The organism is Zhouia amylolytica AD3, from assembly GCF_000511935.2.
Taxonomy (GTDB): Bacteria; Bacteroidota; Bacteroidia; order Flavobacteriales; family Flavobacteriaceae; genus Zhouia; species Zhouia amylolytica.
In genome coordinates this window covers 437,892-455,056 of record NZ_AYXY01000001.1, presented here as the reverse complement: position 1 = coordinate 455,056, position 17,165 = coordinate 437,892, and the positions used below count along the sequence as shown (strand labels likewise).

The window sequence follows — 17,165 nt, the reverse complement described above, 5'->3', positions numbered from 1 at the left end:
TGATAATTACTTCACCTCCTTTATCTCTAAATCATCATATTTAACGATATAAGCTCCAGTATTTAAATACCCCCCTACATACTGTTTCTTATAATCAAACTTGTTTTCGAGATATTCAGTTTCTCCTACTTCAGAAGCAACCTGATAAAGATCTTTTTTATAAGCCAATCGCAATAAAACATCCATCATCAGATCAAAACCGCGAATAGCATATCTATTAGGATAGGTCCCAAAACGATCTTCATAGACTTTATGAAAATTATTATCTAACGAAGAAGGCTTATCTACAGTAGGATAGTGAAACTTTAATGCCGATAAATATGAATTCTTAATATCGTCACTAATCTCATAAGCATCACCCTTATGAGTCGTAAACATCACTATGGTACGCTCTTCATTTCGAAGTGAATTTAAAACATTGGTAATATTGGTTAACAAAGGAATACGATTAGACTCAACAATTACCCAATTCTCTTTCTCCATGGAAAGACTTTCTTCAAGAGCCTCCATTTGAACATAATTATCAGATTCTGTAGCAATTATCTGTGCTGAAGGTATCTTAGATTTTAATTGATTTCTAACGGCAGTATTTTTACTATCTGCAATAACAATTATATGTTTATCCTGACCTCTTTGAGCTATAAAATTAATCATTTGATCTCTTAGCACCTCATCTGAAGGTAAAGTCTGAAATACATTTTGATACAACTCAACCTTCTTACTTGTAAAGGGAGCAAATACAGGTAAATTTTCACTCCTCAAGCCATAGGATAATTTATTAAAAGATCGATAGGTAAAGGGCCCAATCACCGCATCATAATTTTTAAAAGAAGCACTATTAAGCAATCTGGAAATTCCAACCTCTGTACCCTCAGTATCTAACAAAGTAATTTCGGAGTTAACCCCTAATTTCTTAACAGAATCAATAGCGACTAACATTCCAGAATAAAAGTCAAGCGAAACATTTAGCAGACGATCCCGTTTTAATTTATCCTCCGCACCAGCTTCAGAATTAAAGTCAACTTCATTTAGCTTTAAAGGAATAGCCACTACAACTTTAGAAGTAAGCTGCTTGTTAACACTGTCAATCAAGGTAAATCTAGGCATTAGTTTCCCATCTGCCTGAATGTTGTAGTCCCCATAAGTTTCCTTTGGTAGTTTAAGTATCATTCCGGCTTTTAAACCTGCCTTGGCTTCTGGATTCAAGGCTACAATAGAATCCCGCTCCATACCAAATTTCACTTTTAGCCTGTAGAAACCCTCTTTTGGCTGGACGGAATAGTAATTATATTTTATATCATCAACCGTCTTTACACTATCCTGATGAACATCCGGTACAATAATCTCTTCGCCATCTTGTAAGACTGTACCCATTTCCGGGTTCAATTTTTCCAATTCAGGTACCGAAATCCCATGCTCATAAGCTATACGCCACTTACCTTCTTTAGGCTTTACGATATACCTTACAAGACCATCTGGCAAAGAATCTGTTTCCTTTACAGGCACATAAGTGACTTGGGGAATTCGAATTTTTTCACCCTTGTCTAGCTGACGACTATACAGTTCTTTATTATACCGTTTAATATCATCAACCTTTACGTTGTAACGTTTTGCTATACTAAAAAGAGTCTCTTTTTTTCTTACCTTATGAGTAACGAAAGTTACCTTCTCTTGAAAACGTTCATCATTTTCTACAGTGGAAGAACTAGGTATGATTAAGATTGTATTTTTTTCAACTCCCTTTTTAGCTTCCGGATTTAACTTTAAAATTGCATAAGGAGTGACCTTGTAATACTTCGCTATGCTCTCTATAGTTTCCCCTTCTTTTACTTGATGTGTTTTAAACTTATCTTGAGCAAATATCGAAACACTTAAAATAAAAGCTAAAAAAAATACAATCTGTTTATTCATACTTATATATTTATTCCCATTCTATGGTTGCTGGCGGTTTAGAACTAATATCATATACTACTCTATTAACGCCTTTTACCTTATTTATTATCTCATTAGACATTTTTTGTAAAAAATCGTACGGCAAATGTACCCAGTCTGCAGTCATTCCGTCAGTACTTTCCACTGCACGCAAAGCTACACATTTTTCATAAGTACGCTCATCTCCCATTACACCAACCGAATTCACAGGAAGCAAAATTGCACCAGCCTGCCAAACCGAATCATATAAGCCCCAGCTCTTTAGACCATTAATAAATACAGAATCAACCTCCTGTAAAATACTCACCTTTTCTGGAGTAATATCTCCCAAAATTCTAATTGCCAATCCTGGTCCTGGAAATGGATGCCTGCCTAACAATTCAGGATCTATTCCCATAGAAGCACCAACTCGCCTTACCTCATCTTTAAACAACATTCTCAATGGCTCAACAACTTTCAACTTCATAAAATCTGGTAAGCCCCCTACGTTGTGGTGACTTTTGATTGTTGCTGAAGGTCCATTCACAGAAATTGACTCAATTACATCCGGATAAATTGTTCCCTGTCCCAACCATTTGGCATCTTCAATTTTATGCGACTCGTCATCAAAAACTTCAATAAATACACGTCCTATGGTTTTTCTCTTTTCCTCAGGATCAGATATTCCTGCTAATGCATCCAAAAAGCGTGCCGAAGCATCAACGCCTTTTACATTAAGCCCCATACCCTCGTATTGATCCAATACACTTTGAAATTCGTTCTTACGAAGCAAGCCATTATTCACAAAAATACAATGAAGCTGATTTCCAATCGCCTTATTTAACAGCACAGCTGCTACAGTTGAGTCTACCCCTCCGGAAAGACCTAGAACTACCTTTTCCTTTCCTACCTTTTCCTTCAGCTCAGCAACCGTCATGTCAACAAAGTTATCTGGAGTCCATGACTGCTCTACTCCCGCTATTTTCACAAGGAAGTTCTCAAGTAATTGCTTACCATCCGTTGAATGATATACCTCCGGATGAAATTGAATCGCATACGTTTCCTCTCCTTCAATTCTATAAGCCGCATTCGCTACGTCATGAGTACTGGCAATACGAACCCCTCCGGTTGGAAGTTCTTTAATCGTATCACTATGACTCATCCAAACCTGGCTTCCTTCATGAATAGACTCAAAGAAAACTTCCCCGTCTTTCACATAAGAAAGATTAGCTCTACCATATTCTCGGGTATTCGATGGAGCTACATTTCCGCCACCAAAATGCGCGAGATACTGAGCACCATAGCATACCGCCAAAGTAGGAATCTTTCCTTTAATCTCAGAAAGATCAGGATGCGGAGCCTCTTCACTTCGAACCGAAAATGGACTTCCCGATAAAATGACAGCTCTGAAGCTGGAAATGTCTTCTGGTAAATTGTTGTAAGGATAAATCTCGCAGTAGATATTAAGCTCTCTTACACGTCGAGCTATTAATTGTGTGTACTGCGAACCGAAATCTAAAATTAGTACGTTGTGTTGCATGCGCAAAAATACTACTAAATGCTAAAAGCAAAAGGGTTTATTAAACTTTTTTATTCTACATTGAATCCAAAATGGCTTTGATATCATCCTCAGTGGTATCCGGATTGATAAAGCAGAACCTCGAAACAGTTTCATAAGTATCGCCATTCTTCCATTTGGTCGGAGTTACTAACGCAAATCCATCTTTATGATTTTTAAAAGTCCATTCTTTATAATCATCTGGAGTCCACCCCTTCCTTCTGTATAAAACACATGATAAGCCGGGTTCTCTGACCAACTCCAAATTAGGATCTTCTTCGATCATACGAGCTGCAGATTTAGCCAATGCTATTCCACGCTCTACTGCCCATTTATATTTAGCAGTTCCATGCATAGCCAATGAAAACCACAACGGTAATCCACGAACCCTCCTGGTTAACTGAATTTGATAATCTGCAGGATTAAACCCACGGGCACCTTCATCTTTAAAAATATCCAAATATGAACCTTCCTGCGAGTGTGCCTTTTTAGCCAATTCAGGCTCTTTATATATAACAGCTCCACAATCATATGGAGAAAATAACCATTTATGAGGATCAATAGTAATACTGTCTGCCTCTTCAATACCATTAAACAAATGTCTTACCGAATCTGCCGCTAATGCACCGCCCCCATAGGCAGCATCCACATGAAACCATAGGTTTTCCTTTTTACACACCTTAGCTACACCATCCAGTTCATCAACGATACCAGCATTCGTTGTACCCCCTGTAGCCACAACCGCAAATAAACGTTGACGCTCCTCAGGTGATAAATCGTTAATAGCGTTAGACAAATCTCCCCCTAATAAACGATCCTCAGAATCTACCAAATGTACATCCACATCAATAACCTGCGCCATAGCTTTAATTGAAGAATGAGCCCCAATGGAAGTAATAATAAGTCCTTTTTTTCCCTGGTTTGTAGCTTGTCTTCTCCAATGCTCCCTTGCAGTAACCATTGCAGATAAATTAGCAGCTGTACCACCGCTGGTAAAAACGCCAAACGAACCTTCAGGTAAACCAGTTAATGACACCAACCATTTCATCGCTTCATTTTCACAAAAGATCCCCCCGGCTCCTTCCATCCAATAGGCTCCATGAATACTTGATGCAGAGGTTACCAAATCAAACATCACAGCTGCTCTGGAGGGCGAGGCGGGCACAAAAGCCAAATGTCTCGGATGATCTATAGGTACGGTGGCCTTTACTAAAACATCTTTAAAAAGTTGTAATGCCTTTTCGCCTCCTATCCCCTCTTCCGTTACCGTTTCGCCAACAAGAGCCTTTAAATCTTCTTCCCGCATTGGCTTACCCAACTCAGGTGAGGTGTTCGTAATTCTATTAATGACATATTTTGCAATATCCAATGTCATTTCAACTACATCAATATCTATATTATGCATACTTCTATTTTTAGGACCACAAAGGTACGGTTTTGCAAAACTTTCAAAACCCATTTATACAAACTCATCTTAAAATTTAGTAACTTTATAGTAATATCCTTGTTATGATTCCTGATATTTTAGAAATAATAAAAACCGAATTAACCAAGGGCACAACAGTTGAAGGTCATCCATTTCGACTTTGCGCCATGGCAACTGTAGGTATCAATCATACAGCCAGAATCAGAACCGTTGTACTTAGAGACGTAGATGAAAATCTTAATCTTACTTTTTACACCGACAAACGCACAAAAAAAATCACGCATATAAGAGAAAACAAAAACGTCAGCTTATTGTTTTATCATCCAGGAATCAGAACTCAACTAAGAATTGAAGGGTTTGCTATGATAGAAGAAAATGAATCTGTCATTCAGGACTTATGGAGCAAGATACACAAGGATGCACAAAAAGACTACACCTCAGCAGAAGCTCCGGGCACAAAAATCGGAGACCCTGATTTTATAACCCACCTCGAAGACGAACATTATTTTACGGTAATCAGAGTGCTCTCTCAAAAAATAGATTATTTTGAACTAAAACCTAAAAAGCACGTACGTGCAGCATTCTCTTTTGAAGACGGTTATAAATGGAACGGAACCTTCCTGGTGCCTTAAAGCTTCACGATTAAAAATGCCTCTTTCAATGGGTCGAGATCTTCAAACAATTCCCTAAGTAAAGCCTTGCCATTTTCTGCATAAAACTCTGAAAAATTCTTAGTCCGTTCTTGTAAATTTCCATTTGGAAATAAAGTTTCTTGAATTGCTGTCATTCGACTTACCTCGTCCGACAATTTTCTTTTTTGAGCTTTAAGCAATCTTTTCTCAAGTTTATCAAGGCCTTTGAGTTGCTTAACCTCTTGAGCTTTTACAGCATTCAAAAAAGTTTCATCTGTCTTCTCAGCCAAAGCATACATCCCCTCGAACTGATTTTTGAGATGTGCGCGTTGAGGATCAAAATTAATATCAATATCGCTGATCTCCCTTACTCTTCTGTTAATAAAACTATGACGTTTTAAAAATAATAATGGATATGAAATTTCTAATCGCTTTAATTTATCATCCTCCTTTCCAGATACTAATAATGCCGAATTCCTCAATAATAAGATCGGAAATACTACACCAACTTTATTAAAAAAAGATTTCAATTGCAGCCAATAAGCCAACTCTCCTCCCCCTCCGATATAACAAAGGTTAGGCAGTATTACTTCCTGGTACAAAGGTCGCAGCAAAACATTCGGTGAAAAACGTTCAGGATAATCATGAAGTTCTTTAAGAATTTCAGTTTTTGAGAATTTCAGTTCAGTATCGTTAACAACAAAACCATCATCCGTTTTTACAATTCGTTCTCTTAAACCTTCTTTTAAATAAAAAAGATTTATTTCCCTCGGATTCACCTGAACACCATACCCCCTGGAAGATAAATCCTCAACAATATCAACAACCGCATTATAAGAATGTTGATGCAATAATTCATCAGCGGCATATGGAGAAAAAAGCCTTTTAAGACCTCTATCATTTCCGTCAACAATCACCAATCCATAGGCTCCAAATATTTCATTGGCCAAAAATCGAGTGGCAGCATCTAGGGTATCATGTTTCAAATAGGCCTCCTCAAACAATCTCCTCAACTCATCTGCATCCGAGCCTACGCCTAACTCGAGATTTAATAAATCAAAAACTTCCTGTAACCCCTCAGTTGACAAGGCTCCAACTGCTCCGGAAACCTCTTTATTCCATTGAAATTTCTTCCCCTTAAAATTGAAAAAATTAATTTCTTCAAAATCATGATCCTCAGTAGCCATCCAATAAACAGGAACAAAATTATAATCAGGATATGAGGCTTTTAATTTTTTAGTGAGATTTACAGTAGAAATAATTTTATACAAAAAATATAATGGACCGGTAAACAAGTTCAGCTGGTGACCTGTGGTAATGGTAAACGTCTTGGTCTGCGCTAAGGAATTCAAATTCGCATCTGTAGCTTCTGACACCTCAATCCCATGATACTGCGCTCTCAGGGAATCAACCAAAATCTTACGATGCTCTTCATTATATTCAGATTGCTTTTCTTCTATTTGCTTCTTAAAATTCTCTAATTCAGGATACCTGTTATATAAATGTTTAACCTCCTGTTTTTGCTCTAAATAATCTAAAATTAGATTGGAAAAATACCCGGTATCCTTAAAAGATATACTGTCTGCTAGCATAGAAATATAGTTCTTTTGATATTTTTAAGATTATTCCAGATCGTCATTCACATATCAAACCGTCACCTTGAAGAATAAACCTGCTTAAAAAAAGTAAAGATAAAACTCTTTAACATTCTAAAAACTAAAAATTCGTTAAGATTATAAAGAGTGTTTTTTATTATTTATTAGTAGCTTTGAAAGTATTAATCATCTACCTGAATGAAATCAACACTTCTAATAACACTAACTTTTCTGAGTTCTCTATTAACCTTTTCTCAGAACATTAAATCTCCTTCAGAATTCCTGGAGTATGATTTAGGAAAACGATTTTCAAGACATCATCAGGTTGTTGAATATTACGAATATTTAGCAGAGGCTACCCCGGAACAAGTCAAAATGATCGAATATGGTCAAACCTATGAAGGGAGAAGTTTAATATTGGTATATATTTCTTCTGAAGATAATATGATTAATTTAGAAACCATCAGAAACGCACATTTGAACTCTACCAAAAAAGATAATTCGAACGATAAAGCTATCGTTTGGCTAAGCTATAATGTACATGGAAATGAAGCTGTGAGTTCAGAAGCATCAATGCTTACCGCATACGAATTGATTACAAAAAAGAAGGAATGGCTTGAAAATACTATTGTCATAATAGACCCCTGTATAAATCCTGATGGAAGAGATCGTTATGTTAACTGGTATAATCAATTTAAAAACACCCCATTCAATGTAGACCCAAATAGCAAAGAACACCATGAGCCATGGCTCTCTGGCAGGCCGAACCATTATATGTTTGACTTAAACAGAGACTGGGCCTGGATTACACAAAAAGAAAGCCAACAACGATTGAAAGTCTTTAACAAATGGCTGCCACACATTCACGTCGATTTTCACGAACAGGGAGTAGATGCCCCGTATTATTTTGCTCCTGCAGCTGAACCACTCCATGAAGCCATAACAGACTGGCAGATTGAATTTCAGACAACAATTGGTGAAAATCATGCGAAATATTTTGATGCCAATGGATGGTTTTATTTCACCAAGGAAATCTTTGATTTATTATACCCAAGTTACGGAGATACCTACCCCACATACAATGGAGCTATAGGAATGACCTACGAACAAGGCGGAAGCGGTAGAGCAGGTCTGGGCGTTATTAATCGAAATGGAGACACGCTTACCCTTAAAGACCGTATTGCACATCATCATACTACAGGGCTCTCTACCATTGAAGTATCATCATTAAATGCAGACAAATTAAACAATGAGTTCAAAAAATTCCATGCGAAACAAGATTTTAAATTTAAAAGCTATATACTGTCCGGCAACAAAGATAAGATCCAACTACTGACAGAACTATTAGACGCCCATGAAATTGAATATGGCTACACCCCGGTTACAACAGTACGCGGATACGATTATAATAGCGGTAACAACAACACTTATAAAACCTCCGAAGATGATCTCGTTATCAGTACAGATCAATTCAAAGGTACACTTGTAAAGGTGCTCTTTGAGCCGAAAACCAAATTAAGCGACTCCCTGACCTACGATATTACAGCCTGGTCTTTACCTTACGCCTATGGATTAAACGCCATAGCCTCGGAACAAAAAATAACCTCAACTGCTCAAAATAAAACGAACGATGTTTTAAATAATATCGATTTTAACGAAAATGAATATGCTTATATCTGTAGGTGGGAAAGCATGAAGGATGCCCGCTTTTTGTCAGATCTTCTTAAAAACAAAATTAGAGTACGATTTACCACTGAACCATTCGAAGTGAATAACACAACTTTTAAAAGAGGAAGCTTGATTATTACAAAGGCTGACAATAAAAGTAATCCTGAATTTTTAACCATCCTAAAAGAAACAAGATTCAAACATAGTAGAGAACTTACCGTTGCTCCAACAGGATTGGTGGATACCGGCAAGGATTTTGGTTCTAGTGCAGTCAAAATGATTCACAATAACAAAGTAGCAGTTTTGACAGGAAAACCTTTTTCAAGTCTTAGTTTTGGTGAAATTTGGCATTACTTTGAACAACAACTTCACTACCCCATTACAGTTTTAGAACAAAGCTATTTTAACTATATAGATCTATACCAATATGATATCATCATACTTCCGGAAACAGCTGGGGTCATTGAGAAACAGACTATGGATAGAATCAAAAACTGGGTCAAGAATGGTGGAAAACTTGTAACCATAGGAAGAACTGTCAATTCCTTAGCTAAAGACAAAGACTTTAGCATAACACAAAAAAAGGACTCCGCGGAAAATGATGAAGACGCTGAAAATGGTAAGGATAATAGCGAAATGAACATAATCCCGTACAGTGGCAATGAAAGAAACTATATAAAAGAAATGATAACCGGAGCAATATTCAAAGCAAAAGTCGATAAAACACACCCATTAAGCTATGGATTTAACAACGACTATTTCACTCTTAAATTAAATAGTGACGCGTACGATTATCTCGAGGGTGGAAATGCTGTTTATATAGACCATGAAAACAAACCCTTTAACGGCTTTGCCGGAAGTGACGCTACGGATAAGCAAAAAAGAAGTGTAATAGTAGGGTCCCAAAAATACGGAAAAGGCAATATTATTATCATGGTAGACAATCCTTTATTTAGAGGTTTTTGGGAAAACGGTAAGCTTTTCATGGCCAACACCCTATTCTTTATGGGAAGCTAACCGTCCATTAAACCCAAAAAAAATTCTTATAAACTAGATTCCAAAAAGCAACTAGCTATTGTTTATATTTTTTCGTATCTTAACATTTAGAAATCTCACCCCCTTTAGCTTTCCCTACGAAATGTAAACCAATAGCATAGTAAAATGAAATCATTTTGTAGCATTCTGTTTGTTTGTGCTTTCGTATTCAACTTAAGCCTCTATAGCCAAAACACTTTATCGGAGAAAGACCGAGCTTTTGCAATAAAGCATCTGAATGAATCTAAAGCAGAATTATTAAAAGCAATTAAAGGATTATCTGAAGAACAGTTAAACTTTAAACCTTCTGAAAATTCATGGTCAATTGCTAATTGCGTTGAACATCTTGCGCTATCAGAAAACAATATTATGGGGGCAGTTAAAAAGTCCTTGGAAGAGAAACCAAGCACTGAATCCCTGAACGAATTAAAAACTAGCGACAAAGAATTAATTGACATGATTACGGATCGGTCCAGTAAGGTCAAAACATCCAAACCATTTGAACCAACAAATAGTTTTGGATCCTACGAAGAAACACTGAAAGCATTTAAGGATCGAAGAAAAAACAATATCACATTTGTAAAAAAAGACAAAATCAATTTACGAAATTACGTAATGGATTTGCCGTTTGGAAAAATTGATGCATTTCAGGGTATTCTATTTATGTCCGGACACACAAGTCGTCATGTAAAACAGATAAATGAAATTAAATCTAATGAAAGCTTTCCGGAATAACCAGCCAGCATACCACTTATAAACAACCAACCAAAAGAAGAGGCCTGTAATCAGAATTACAGGCCTCTTTTATTTTAGAATGCTTTATGCTATACTTTATCTACTGTAATTAGGAGCCTCTTTAGTAATGGTTATATTATGTGGATGACTCTCCTTAATTCCACTACCTGTTAACTTAACAAAGCGACCGGTTTCTTTAAGCGTATCAATATCTTTGGCACCACAATACCCCATACCGGCACGAAGACCTCCAATAAACTGATGCATACTCTCATTCAACTCTCCTTTATACGGAACACGCCCCACAATACCTTCAGGAACTAATTTTTTGATATCATCTTCAACATCCTGAAAATATCTGTCTTTACTACCTTTATTCATAGCCTCTACAGACCCCATTCCACGATAGGACTTAAACTTTCTTCCTTCAAAAATAATAGTTTCTCCAGGAGATTCTTTAGTACCTGCCAAAAGTGATCCAAGCATTACACAATCAGCACCGGCAGCAATAGCTTTAGGGATATCACCAGTATAACGAATACCTCCATCAGCAATTACCGGAACTCCAGTTCCTTTTAATGCAGCAGAAACCTCTAAAACCGCAGAAAGTTGAGGAAAACCAACACCTGCAACAACCCTTGTAGTACAAATAGAACCAGGACCAATACCTACCTTCACGGCATCTGCTCCATTATCTGCCAAATATTTAGCAGCTTCTGGAGTTGCTATATTTCCAACAACTACATCGAGATCAGGGTGCGCTTTTTTAACCTCTTTTAATACGGTAACAACACCTTTGGTATGTCCATGAGCCGTGTCTATTACAATAGCATCAATACCCGCATTTACGAGTACTCCTGCACGTTCCATAGCATCACTGGTAACTCCTACAGCAGCAGCAACTCTTAAACGACCATATTTATCTTTATTCGCAATAGGCTTTTGCGTTAATTTAGTAATATCTCTAAACGTAATTAACCCAACCAGCTTTTCTGCATCATTAACAACCGGAAGTTTTTCAATCTTATTTCCTTGTAAAATCTGTTCGGCATCCTTAAGTGAAGTTCCCTCAGCAACAGTTACCAGATTCTCACTCGTCATCACCTCAGTGATTGGTCGATCCTCATTTCGCTCGAAACGAAGATCTCTATTCGTAACAATCCCTTTTAAGAATCCACTATCATCAACGATTGGAATTCCTCCAATACTATGTTCTTTCATACACTGCTTCGCATCGGCAACCTTAGCTGTAAGCGGCAGAGTTACAGGATCTATGATCATACCACTTTCAGCACGCTTTACCTTACGCACCTCCAGGGCTTGTTGTTCAGCAGTCATGTTTTTATGTAAGACCCCGATTCCACCTTCTCTGGCCATTGCTATAGCCATAGCTGACTCGGTCACAGTATCCATAGCAGCAGCTACAATAGGTACATTCAGAGTAATGTTCTTAGTAAATTTTGCTTGGATATTTACTTCGCGGGGGAGTACCTCTGAGTAATTAGGTACGAGAAGAACGTCGTCGTAGGTTAGACCTTCGCCAACAAATTTAGCATCGTGAGCTTTCATATTGCAACTTGTGATTTTGTTGCACGCAAATATACTGCTTTTTTATAGATTAAATAATGCTTTAACTATTATTTAATTTTATCCCATTTAAGTTTCTGTTTATATTAAAACTTAAATTGCAAGGTAGCGTAATAAGTACGTGGTGCAGAAGGTATAATTCCAGGTCCTGGATACCCGGTTGCCCTGCGGGTAAAATAATTATTATCAGTTAAATTATTAATCCCTGTTTCAATCCTGAATCTGGAAAATGAATACGACAGAGCCAGATCCATAACATGGTAAGCTGGAATCTGCCCTTCAATTCCTCGCACATTATCATTCACATCAATTGGAGCATTTGAAGCATCCGTATATTGATCTGACAAGTACGTATACTGAACAGATGCTAAAAAGTTTTTATATCCGAATGAAGTACCGGTCTTTAAGTTCACATTGGGAACAAACTCAACCTTATTCCCTTCAACGCCCGGAATATCAGACTCGATATACTCCGAATTTGTAAAAGCTGAATTGACAAAAACACTCCATTTGTACTGAAGGTCACCATTAAAAAATGTTTTGTATATATTCCAGTCAATAAAACCTTCAAGACCGTACATAAAAGCCTTCCCTATATTACCACGGCTTCTAACAACCCTGTTATCTTCAGCTACCAGCACTTCACCAATTCTATCATTGTACATTAACCCAAAAACATTAGCGTCATATGACACCTTACCTCCCAATTGCCCTCTTGCACCTAAATCGGCGGTAAATCCTTTCTCATCCGATATATCCGGATCTACCTTAAAAGAAGGATTAGCTATTCGAATATCATTAAAAGTAACTGATCGGTAATTCTGAGAGAAATTACCATACAATTCCATACTATTTAACGGCTTATAACTAACGCCCAGTCCAAAAAGAACAAAAGAACGCTCTAAATTTTCATCTTCATAAACGGTTTCATTCTGTATTACATTCCCAGCATTATCTAAATTAATATTTTTATAAAACCCTTCTGCCTTGGTATCAATAAATTCAAATCTGAAACCTGGAGTAAGGGTGAACTTATCAGATAACCGAAAAATATTTTCACCGAAAAATGCCAGGTTTAAATTAGGAAATTTATAATCCGATTGATTCGGATAGTTCGGAAACTCTTCTGTATAAAACTCAAAATCCGGACCATTGCCAGAACTTCCCGGCCCCTGAATAGCAGTATTATCAGACTGGTAATACTTCGCTCCCAACAATAAAGCATTTTCTTTATCTTTAAGAGTATACTTATGAAGCATCCGTAGTTCCGCTCCCCAATTCACAAAATCTCCTGAAATTAAATCCCTCACAGTTCCCGGTTCATCGGGTTGTGAAACTCTGTTCGTCCTGAATCCCACACTTTCTCTCGAAGCATCTAATCCAAATAAATTCAAAGTAAACATCGTTTGTTCCGAAAATTGATGTTTTAATTTCAAAGCCAATAGATTCCAATCTACCGCAAACCAATTTCGTTCCCTGTTGCTTTGTGAAGGATCCTCTAAAAACATAACATCAGTGAGTCCCCCAGCCTGATGAGCTAAATAATTAAAATAGGTATAATCCAAACTTAGACTGGTTTGCTCACTAAACTGATAATTCAAATTGGCAAAAAAGTTTCTGGCATTAAACTCCGAGTTATCCTGATACCCATCTCCTTCTTTATAATTGAAATAAGTATAATAACTAAATTTTCCTACTGTACCACTTAAACTATTAAAACTTGTAAATAAACTATTAGAACCAAGTGTTTGTCTACTAACCCACTCTATCTTTTTATCAGCAACCGGTTCTTTCAGCTTAAAATTAACCAAACCTCCAAACTGCGTACCATATTGCAGCGATGCAGCTCCCCTGATAATTTGGATTTCATTCAAGGCCTCTGCCGGAGGAGTATAATAACTTTCAGGATACCCTAAAACATCAGCACTTATATCATACCCGTTCTGCCTGGTATTAAAATTGGCGGAACGATTAGGATCTAAGCCTCTCCCCCCAATATTCAATTGAAGTCCACCATCATCACCTTCATAGATATTTAAACCTACTACCTGAGAATACAATTGTCGTGGTGAATTAACCGCCAAATTACCCATTTGCTCACCAACCAAAACAACTTCATTCTTCTTACCGGCATAGATTGCGGTTTCCTCAATATCCTTTAATCGCTTAAGTGCAAAAAGTTCCTTCCTCTTTTGAGATAAAACTACTTCAGTCAACTCTACAGACAAAGGTGATAAAGCCAGGTCAAGAGTTAAAACCTCATCGCTCGAAACACTAACACTCCGCTGAACAGTATTATATTCATAACTAAAAAATATCAACTCGTATGAACCAGCCCCTAATCCGGTAAATTCATAAACACCATTTTCATTGGTTGAGACCAGTTTTTCAATGGTCTTATTATAAACCTCTACAAATGGTATAACAGTTCCTTTTTCAGCATCTGTCACCACTCCCTTAATGGTACTTTGAGAATACATGAAACCGGAAACGAACGCAAACAATAAAAAACTATAAACCTTTAATTTCATCATTAAATGGTAACAACCAGGATTTATGGGCAAAAGACTCTTTTTCCTTTGCCAGATTAACAGTTGGATCTATATATAATTGACTCAATCGTCCATTGAGCGCTACATAACATTCTACTCGAACCTCAGGATTATCTATTCCCATTTCCTCAAAATGATCATGTAAAAAATGAGCAAACTCTAAAATGAAGTCGGGTTGAAACGACATTTGCTTTTCCTGAAATGGAGTCAAAAAATTAGAATTATCTACATGATAAGATTTCTTCGTATTAGGGTCAGTTATAATAAAATTTGCATAACCAGCCTTTTCCATCAGCATAACCCGCCATGAGAAGCGAAACCCCTCTTCGGTCCAAAAAAGCTCACCCGGATACAATAAATACCTGAAAGGAAACAAAAGTTGTATAATTAAAAACAACATTAACAATCTGAGCTTAAACCTCACGTAGGGAATACGTGACATAACCAGCTTTTTCCCATTGTCAAAATACGACTTGGAAACTTTTAAATACTTTGATATAATTGATAAAAATCTATGATGCCAACGATCACTAAAGAATATTAGTGTTGAAAAAATCATTATAAACGGAAACATCCCAATCGGAAACATCACACGGGTTAGCACATGAAAAATAACCACTAAAGCAAAAGCAAACAATCTAGTCCTTTTAAAGAGTAGTAAAAAAGGAATTAATAGATCATAAAAGGCACCTATCCAACTAAAAGCATAATGAACCCACTCCTGCTCTAAAAAGCTACCTATTACAGGGATATTGTATTTCGATGGCAACCAAATTTTAAGAGGCAAAGCATGAAGCAACCAATCGGAATTAAGCTTTGCCAATCCGGCATAAAAATAGACAATACCCAATAACACTTTTACAATATCAATAGTCCATGCCGGAACTTTTTGATAAGCAATGTTTCCACGGTGTTTTGCATCAATGGAATAATAGGCATTTGCAGGTAGAAATATCATCACAAATGCCATTAAGCTAATAAAATAGTAATGGTTTAAATAAGTAGTCTTGTCCATCAATTCTATGTAGGTGAAACTTAGAAAAAAAGAAATAATAGCAAGACGGTATTTATATCCGAAGGCTACCGCAAGAGCTGAAAGACCACAAAAAACAAAAATCAGATAAGTATAGATTCCGATCGGTTTTACCCATTCAAATCCATAATACGAAAAGAAAAACTTAGGTTGAATATATAACTTATCCACCCAACCTAAACCCATAAACCTAACAATACTCAGGAACATGAGGAAACCAAAGAAAATACGAAAGACTGCTAAAGGTGCAGCCTCACGGTATTTATTAAAATATGTATTTTCTTCTGGATTCATTTATTAATTAATCACCATCAGCATCAACATAATCAACATTGATACTCATTGCCGAAAGCATATCAACCTTAAAGTATACTACATTACGCTGTAACTCATCATATACATTAAGAGCCACTGAATTATCACTTTGAACCTGAGCACTTATACTTTCAGAAAGTTGGTCAGCCATATTCTTGGCAGCAGAAAACTGAACATTTATCAAAAGTGCAAGGTTGTTACCTTCCTGAATATCGTTCAAGTATTCCAAATAAGATTTTAATGATGCTCCCTCAACACCTGATGCAAAAGCTCTTCCATTAAAAAAATCATTTGCAGCATCGATAGCATCTAATAAAAGTAACTTCGAAACATCATTTCTGTAATACCCTTCAACCTTTTCCGGTAATATAGTACCCCCGGAGAACACACCCGCTGGTATACCTATTTTACCAGCCCTAAGATTCTTTTCGAAATGGTAAATAAAATCATTCACCAACTTATTCGTCGAGCTGGTGGCCGTATTTCCTTTATTATTGATAAAATTATCCCTGTAAGTCCCTTTCCAATCAGCCAAAACCGCATCAGCCAAACTCTTCAAACGAACAGATAAATCAGTGAGATAAGTTTTATAATTAGATCCATTTAGATATAAATTCACAATTTCTGTATCCGTTTCAGCGATTCCATGAAGCATGTAATCAAGAGCTGGAAAACCTTGTTCATCTATATTTGAAAGTGCAGTAAGGTCATATGAGCCAGAAGCTATGTTTTGATTAATCCCATCAGCATCAACAGCGTTACCGTCTACCTGAGTCGGATAAATATTAGAATAACTATGCAGCTTCAGCTCTTCTGCTTTGCCAATTTCATACATCCCTACATACTGAAAAGCCCTGTAAGCTTCCAACCAGGCAACTCTTACATTATTTAAATTCGATTCATCAGGAGTCGTAACGAATACCTCAGCCTGAGCATTTAATGTAGCTAACTTTTCGGTATAATTCTCATAAGCAGGAATAATAATATTATCTGCCCAATTAATAAGCATTGCCTGCCTGTCAAATGAATCTTTACCCTGATTTCCTCCATCAGAATCATCTCCACTACTACAGCCCACTAAACCTGCGAAAGCCAAAAATAAAAGTATCCGTTTCATA

General features: G+C 36.8%; 11 protein-coding genes. 3 read left to right on the top strand and 8 right to left on the bottom strand.

Annotated elements, in window-relative coordinates; translation table 11 throughout:
• Nucleotides 1–6 precede the first annotated feature (6 nt).
• From P278_RS02255 to P278_RS02245, 3 genes are read right to left on the bottom strand one after another with little or no spacing between them, the layout of a single operon-like run.
• A complete protein-coding gene (locus P278_RS02255) occupies nt 7–1,911 on the bottom strand; it encodes a LysM peptidoglycan-binding domain-containing protein (RefSeq protein ID WP_038261543.1) in 1,905 nt (634 codons plus the stop codon).
• Nucleotides 1,912–1,921: 10 nt separating this feature from the next.
• Nucleotides 1,922–3,451: a glutamine-hydrolyzing GMP synthase gene (gene guaA / locus P278_RS02250; protein ID WP_038261540.1), complete on the bottom strand. Its 1,530-nt coding sequence runs from the start codon at nt 3,449–3,451 to the stop codon at nt 1,922–1,924.
• A 55-nt stretch (nt 3,452–3,506) separates the two neighbouring features.
• On the bottom strand, nt 3,507–4,874 hold the full coding sequence (locus P278_RS02245) for a pyridoxal phosphate-dependent decarboxylase family protein (RefSeq protein WP_038261857.1): 1,368 nt from the start codon (nt 4,872–4,874) through the stop codon (nt 3,507–3,509).
• Between the two features lie 104 nt (nt 4,875–4,978).
• On the opposite strand from P278_RS02245, the gene P278_RS02240 reads away from it, so the two are divergent.
• Entirely contained in the window at nt 4,979–5,527 is a 549-nt protein-coding gene (locus P278_RS02240) for a pyridoxamine 5'-phosphate oxidase family protein (protein ID WP_038261537.1), read from the top strand.
• On the opposite strand, the gene bshC is transcribed toward P278_RS02240, so the two are convergent.
• On the bottom strand, nt 5,524–7,119 hold the full coding sequence (gene bshC, locus P278_RS02235; protein ID WP_038261534.1) for a bacillithiol biosynthesis cysteine-adding enzyme BshC: 1,596 nt from the start codon (nt 7,117–7,119) through the stop codon (nt 5,524–5,526). The genes P278_RS02240 and bshC overlap by 4 nt on opposite strands.
• 201 nt (nt 7,120–7,320) lie before the next feature.
• Between bshC and P278_RS02230 the strand changes: the two genes are divergently transcribed.
• Together P278_RS02230 and P278_RS02225 are read left to right on the top strand one after the other, a co-directional pair.
• Nucleotides 7,321–9,807, top strand: a complete 2,487-nt coding sequence (locus P278_RS02230; RefSeq protein WP_038261531.1) for a M14 metallopeptidase family protein — start codon at nt 7,321–7,323, stop codon at nt 9,805–9,807.
• Nucleotides 9,808–9,951: 144 nt separating this feature from the next.
• Nucleotides 9,952–10,560, top strand: coding sequence for a DinB family protein (locus tag P278_RS02225; RefSeq protein WP_038261528.1), 609 nt, complete (start codon nt 9,952–9,954; stop codon nt 10,558–10,560).
• Nucleotides 10,561–10,656: 96 nt separating this feature from the next.
• Here P278_RS02225 and guaB read toward each other — a convergent pair whose 3' ends face one another.
• The 4 genes from guaB to P278_RS02205 all read right to left on the bottom strand — a co-directional run bounded on the left by guaB (nt 10,657) and on the right by P278_RS02205 (nt 17,164).
• Entirely contained in the window at nt 10,657–12,129 is a 1,473-nt protein-coding gene (gene guaB, locus P278_RS02220) for an IMP dehydrogenase (RefSeq protein WP_038261525.1), read from the bottom strand.
• A 104-nt stretch (nt 12,130–12,233) separates the two neighbouring features.
• Nucleotides 12,234–14,678: a TonB-dependent receptor gene (locus P278_RS02215; protein ID WP_038261854.1), complete on the bottom strand. Its 2,445-nt coding sequence runs from the start codon at nt 14,676–14,678 to the stop codon at nt 12,234–12,236.
• Nucleotides 14,659–16,026: an HTTM domain-containing protein gene (locus P278_RS02210; protein WP_038261522.1), complete on the bottom strand. Its 1,368-nt coding sequence runs from the start codon at nt 16,024–16,026 to the stop codon at nt 14,659–14,661. The genes P278_RS02215 and P278_RS02210 overlap by 20 nt, the downstream gene beginning before the upstream one ends.
• A 7-nt stretch (nt 16,027–16,033) precedes the next feature.
• Complete coding sequence (locus P278_RS02205; protein ID WP_038261519.1) at nt 16,034–17,164, bottom strand: imelysin family protein; 1,131 nt, start codon at nt 17,162–17,164, stop codon at nt 16,034–16,036.
• Nucleotide 17,165: the final 1 nt, after the last annotated feature.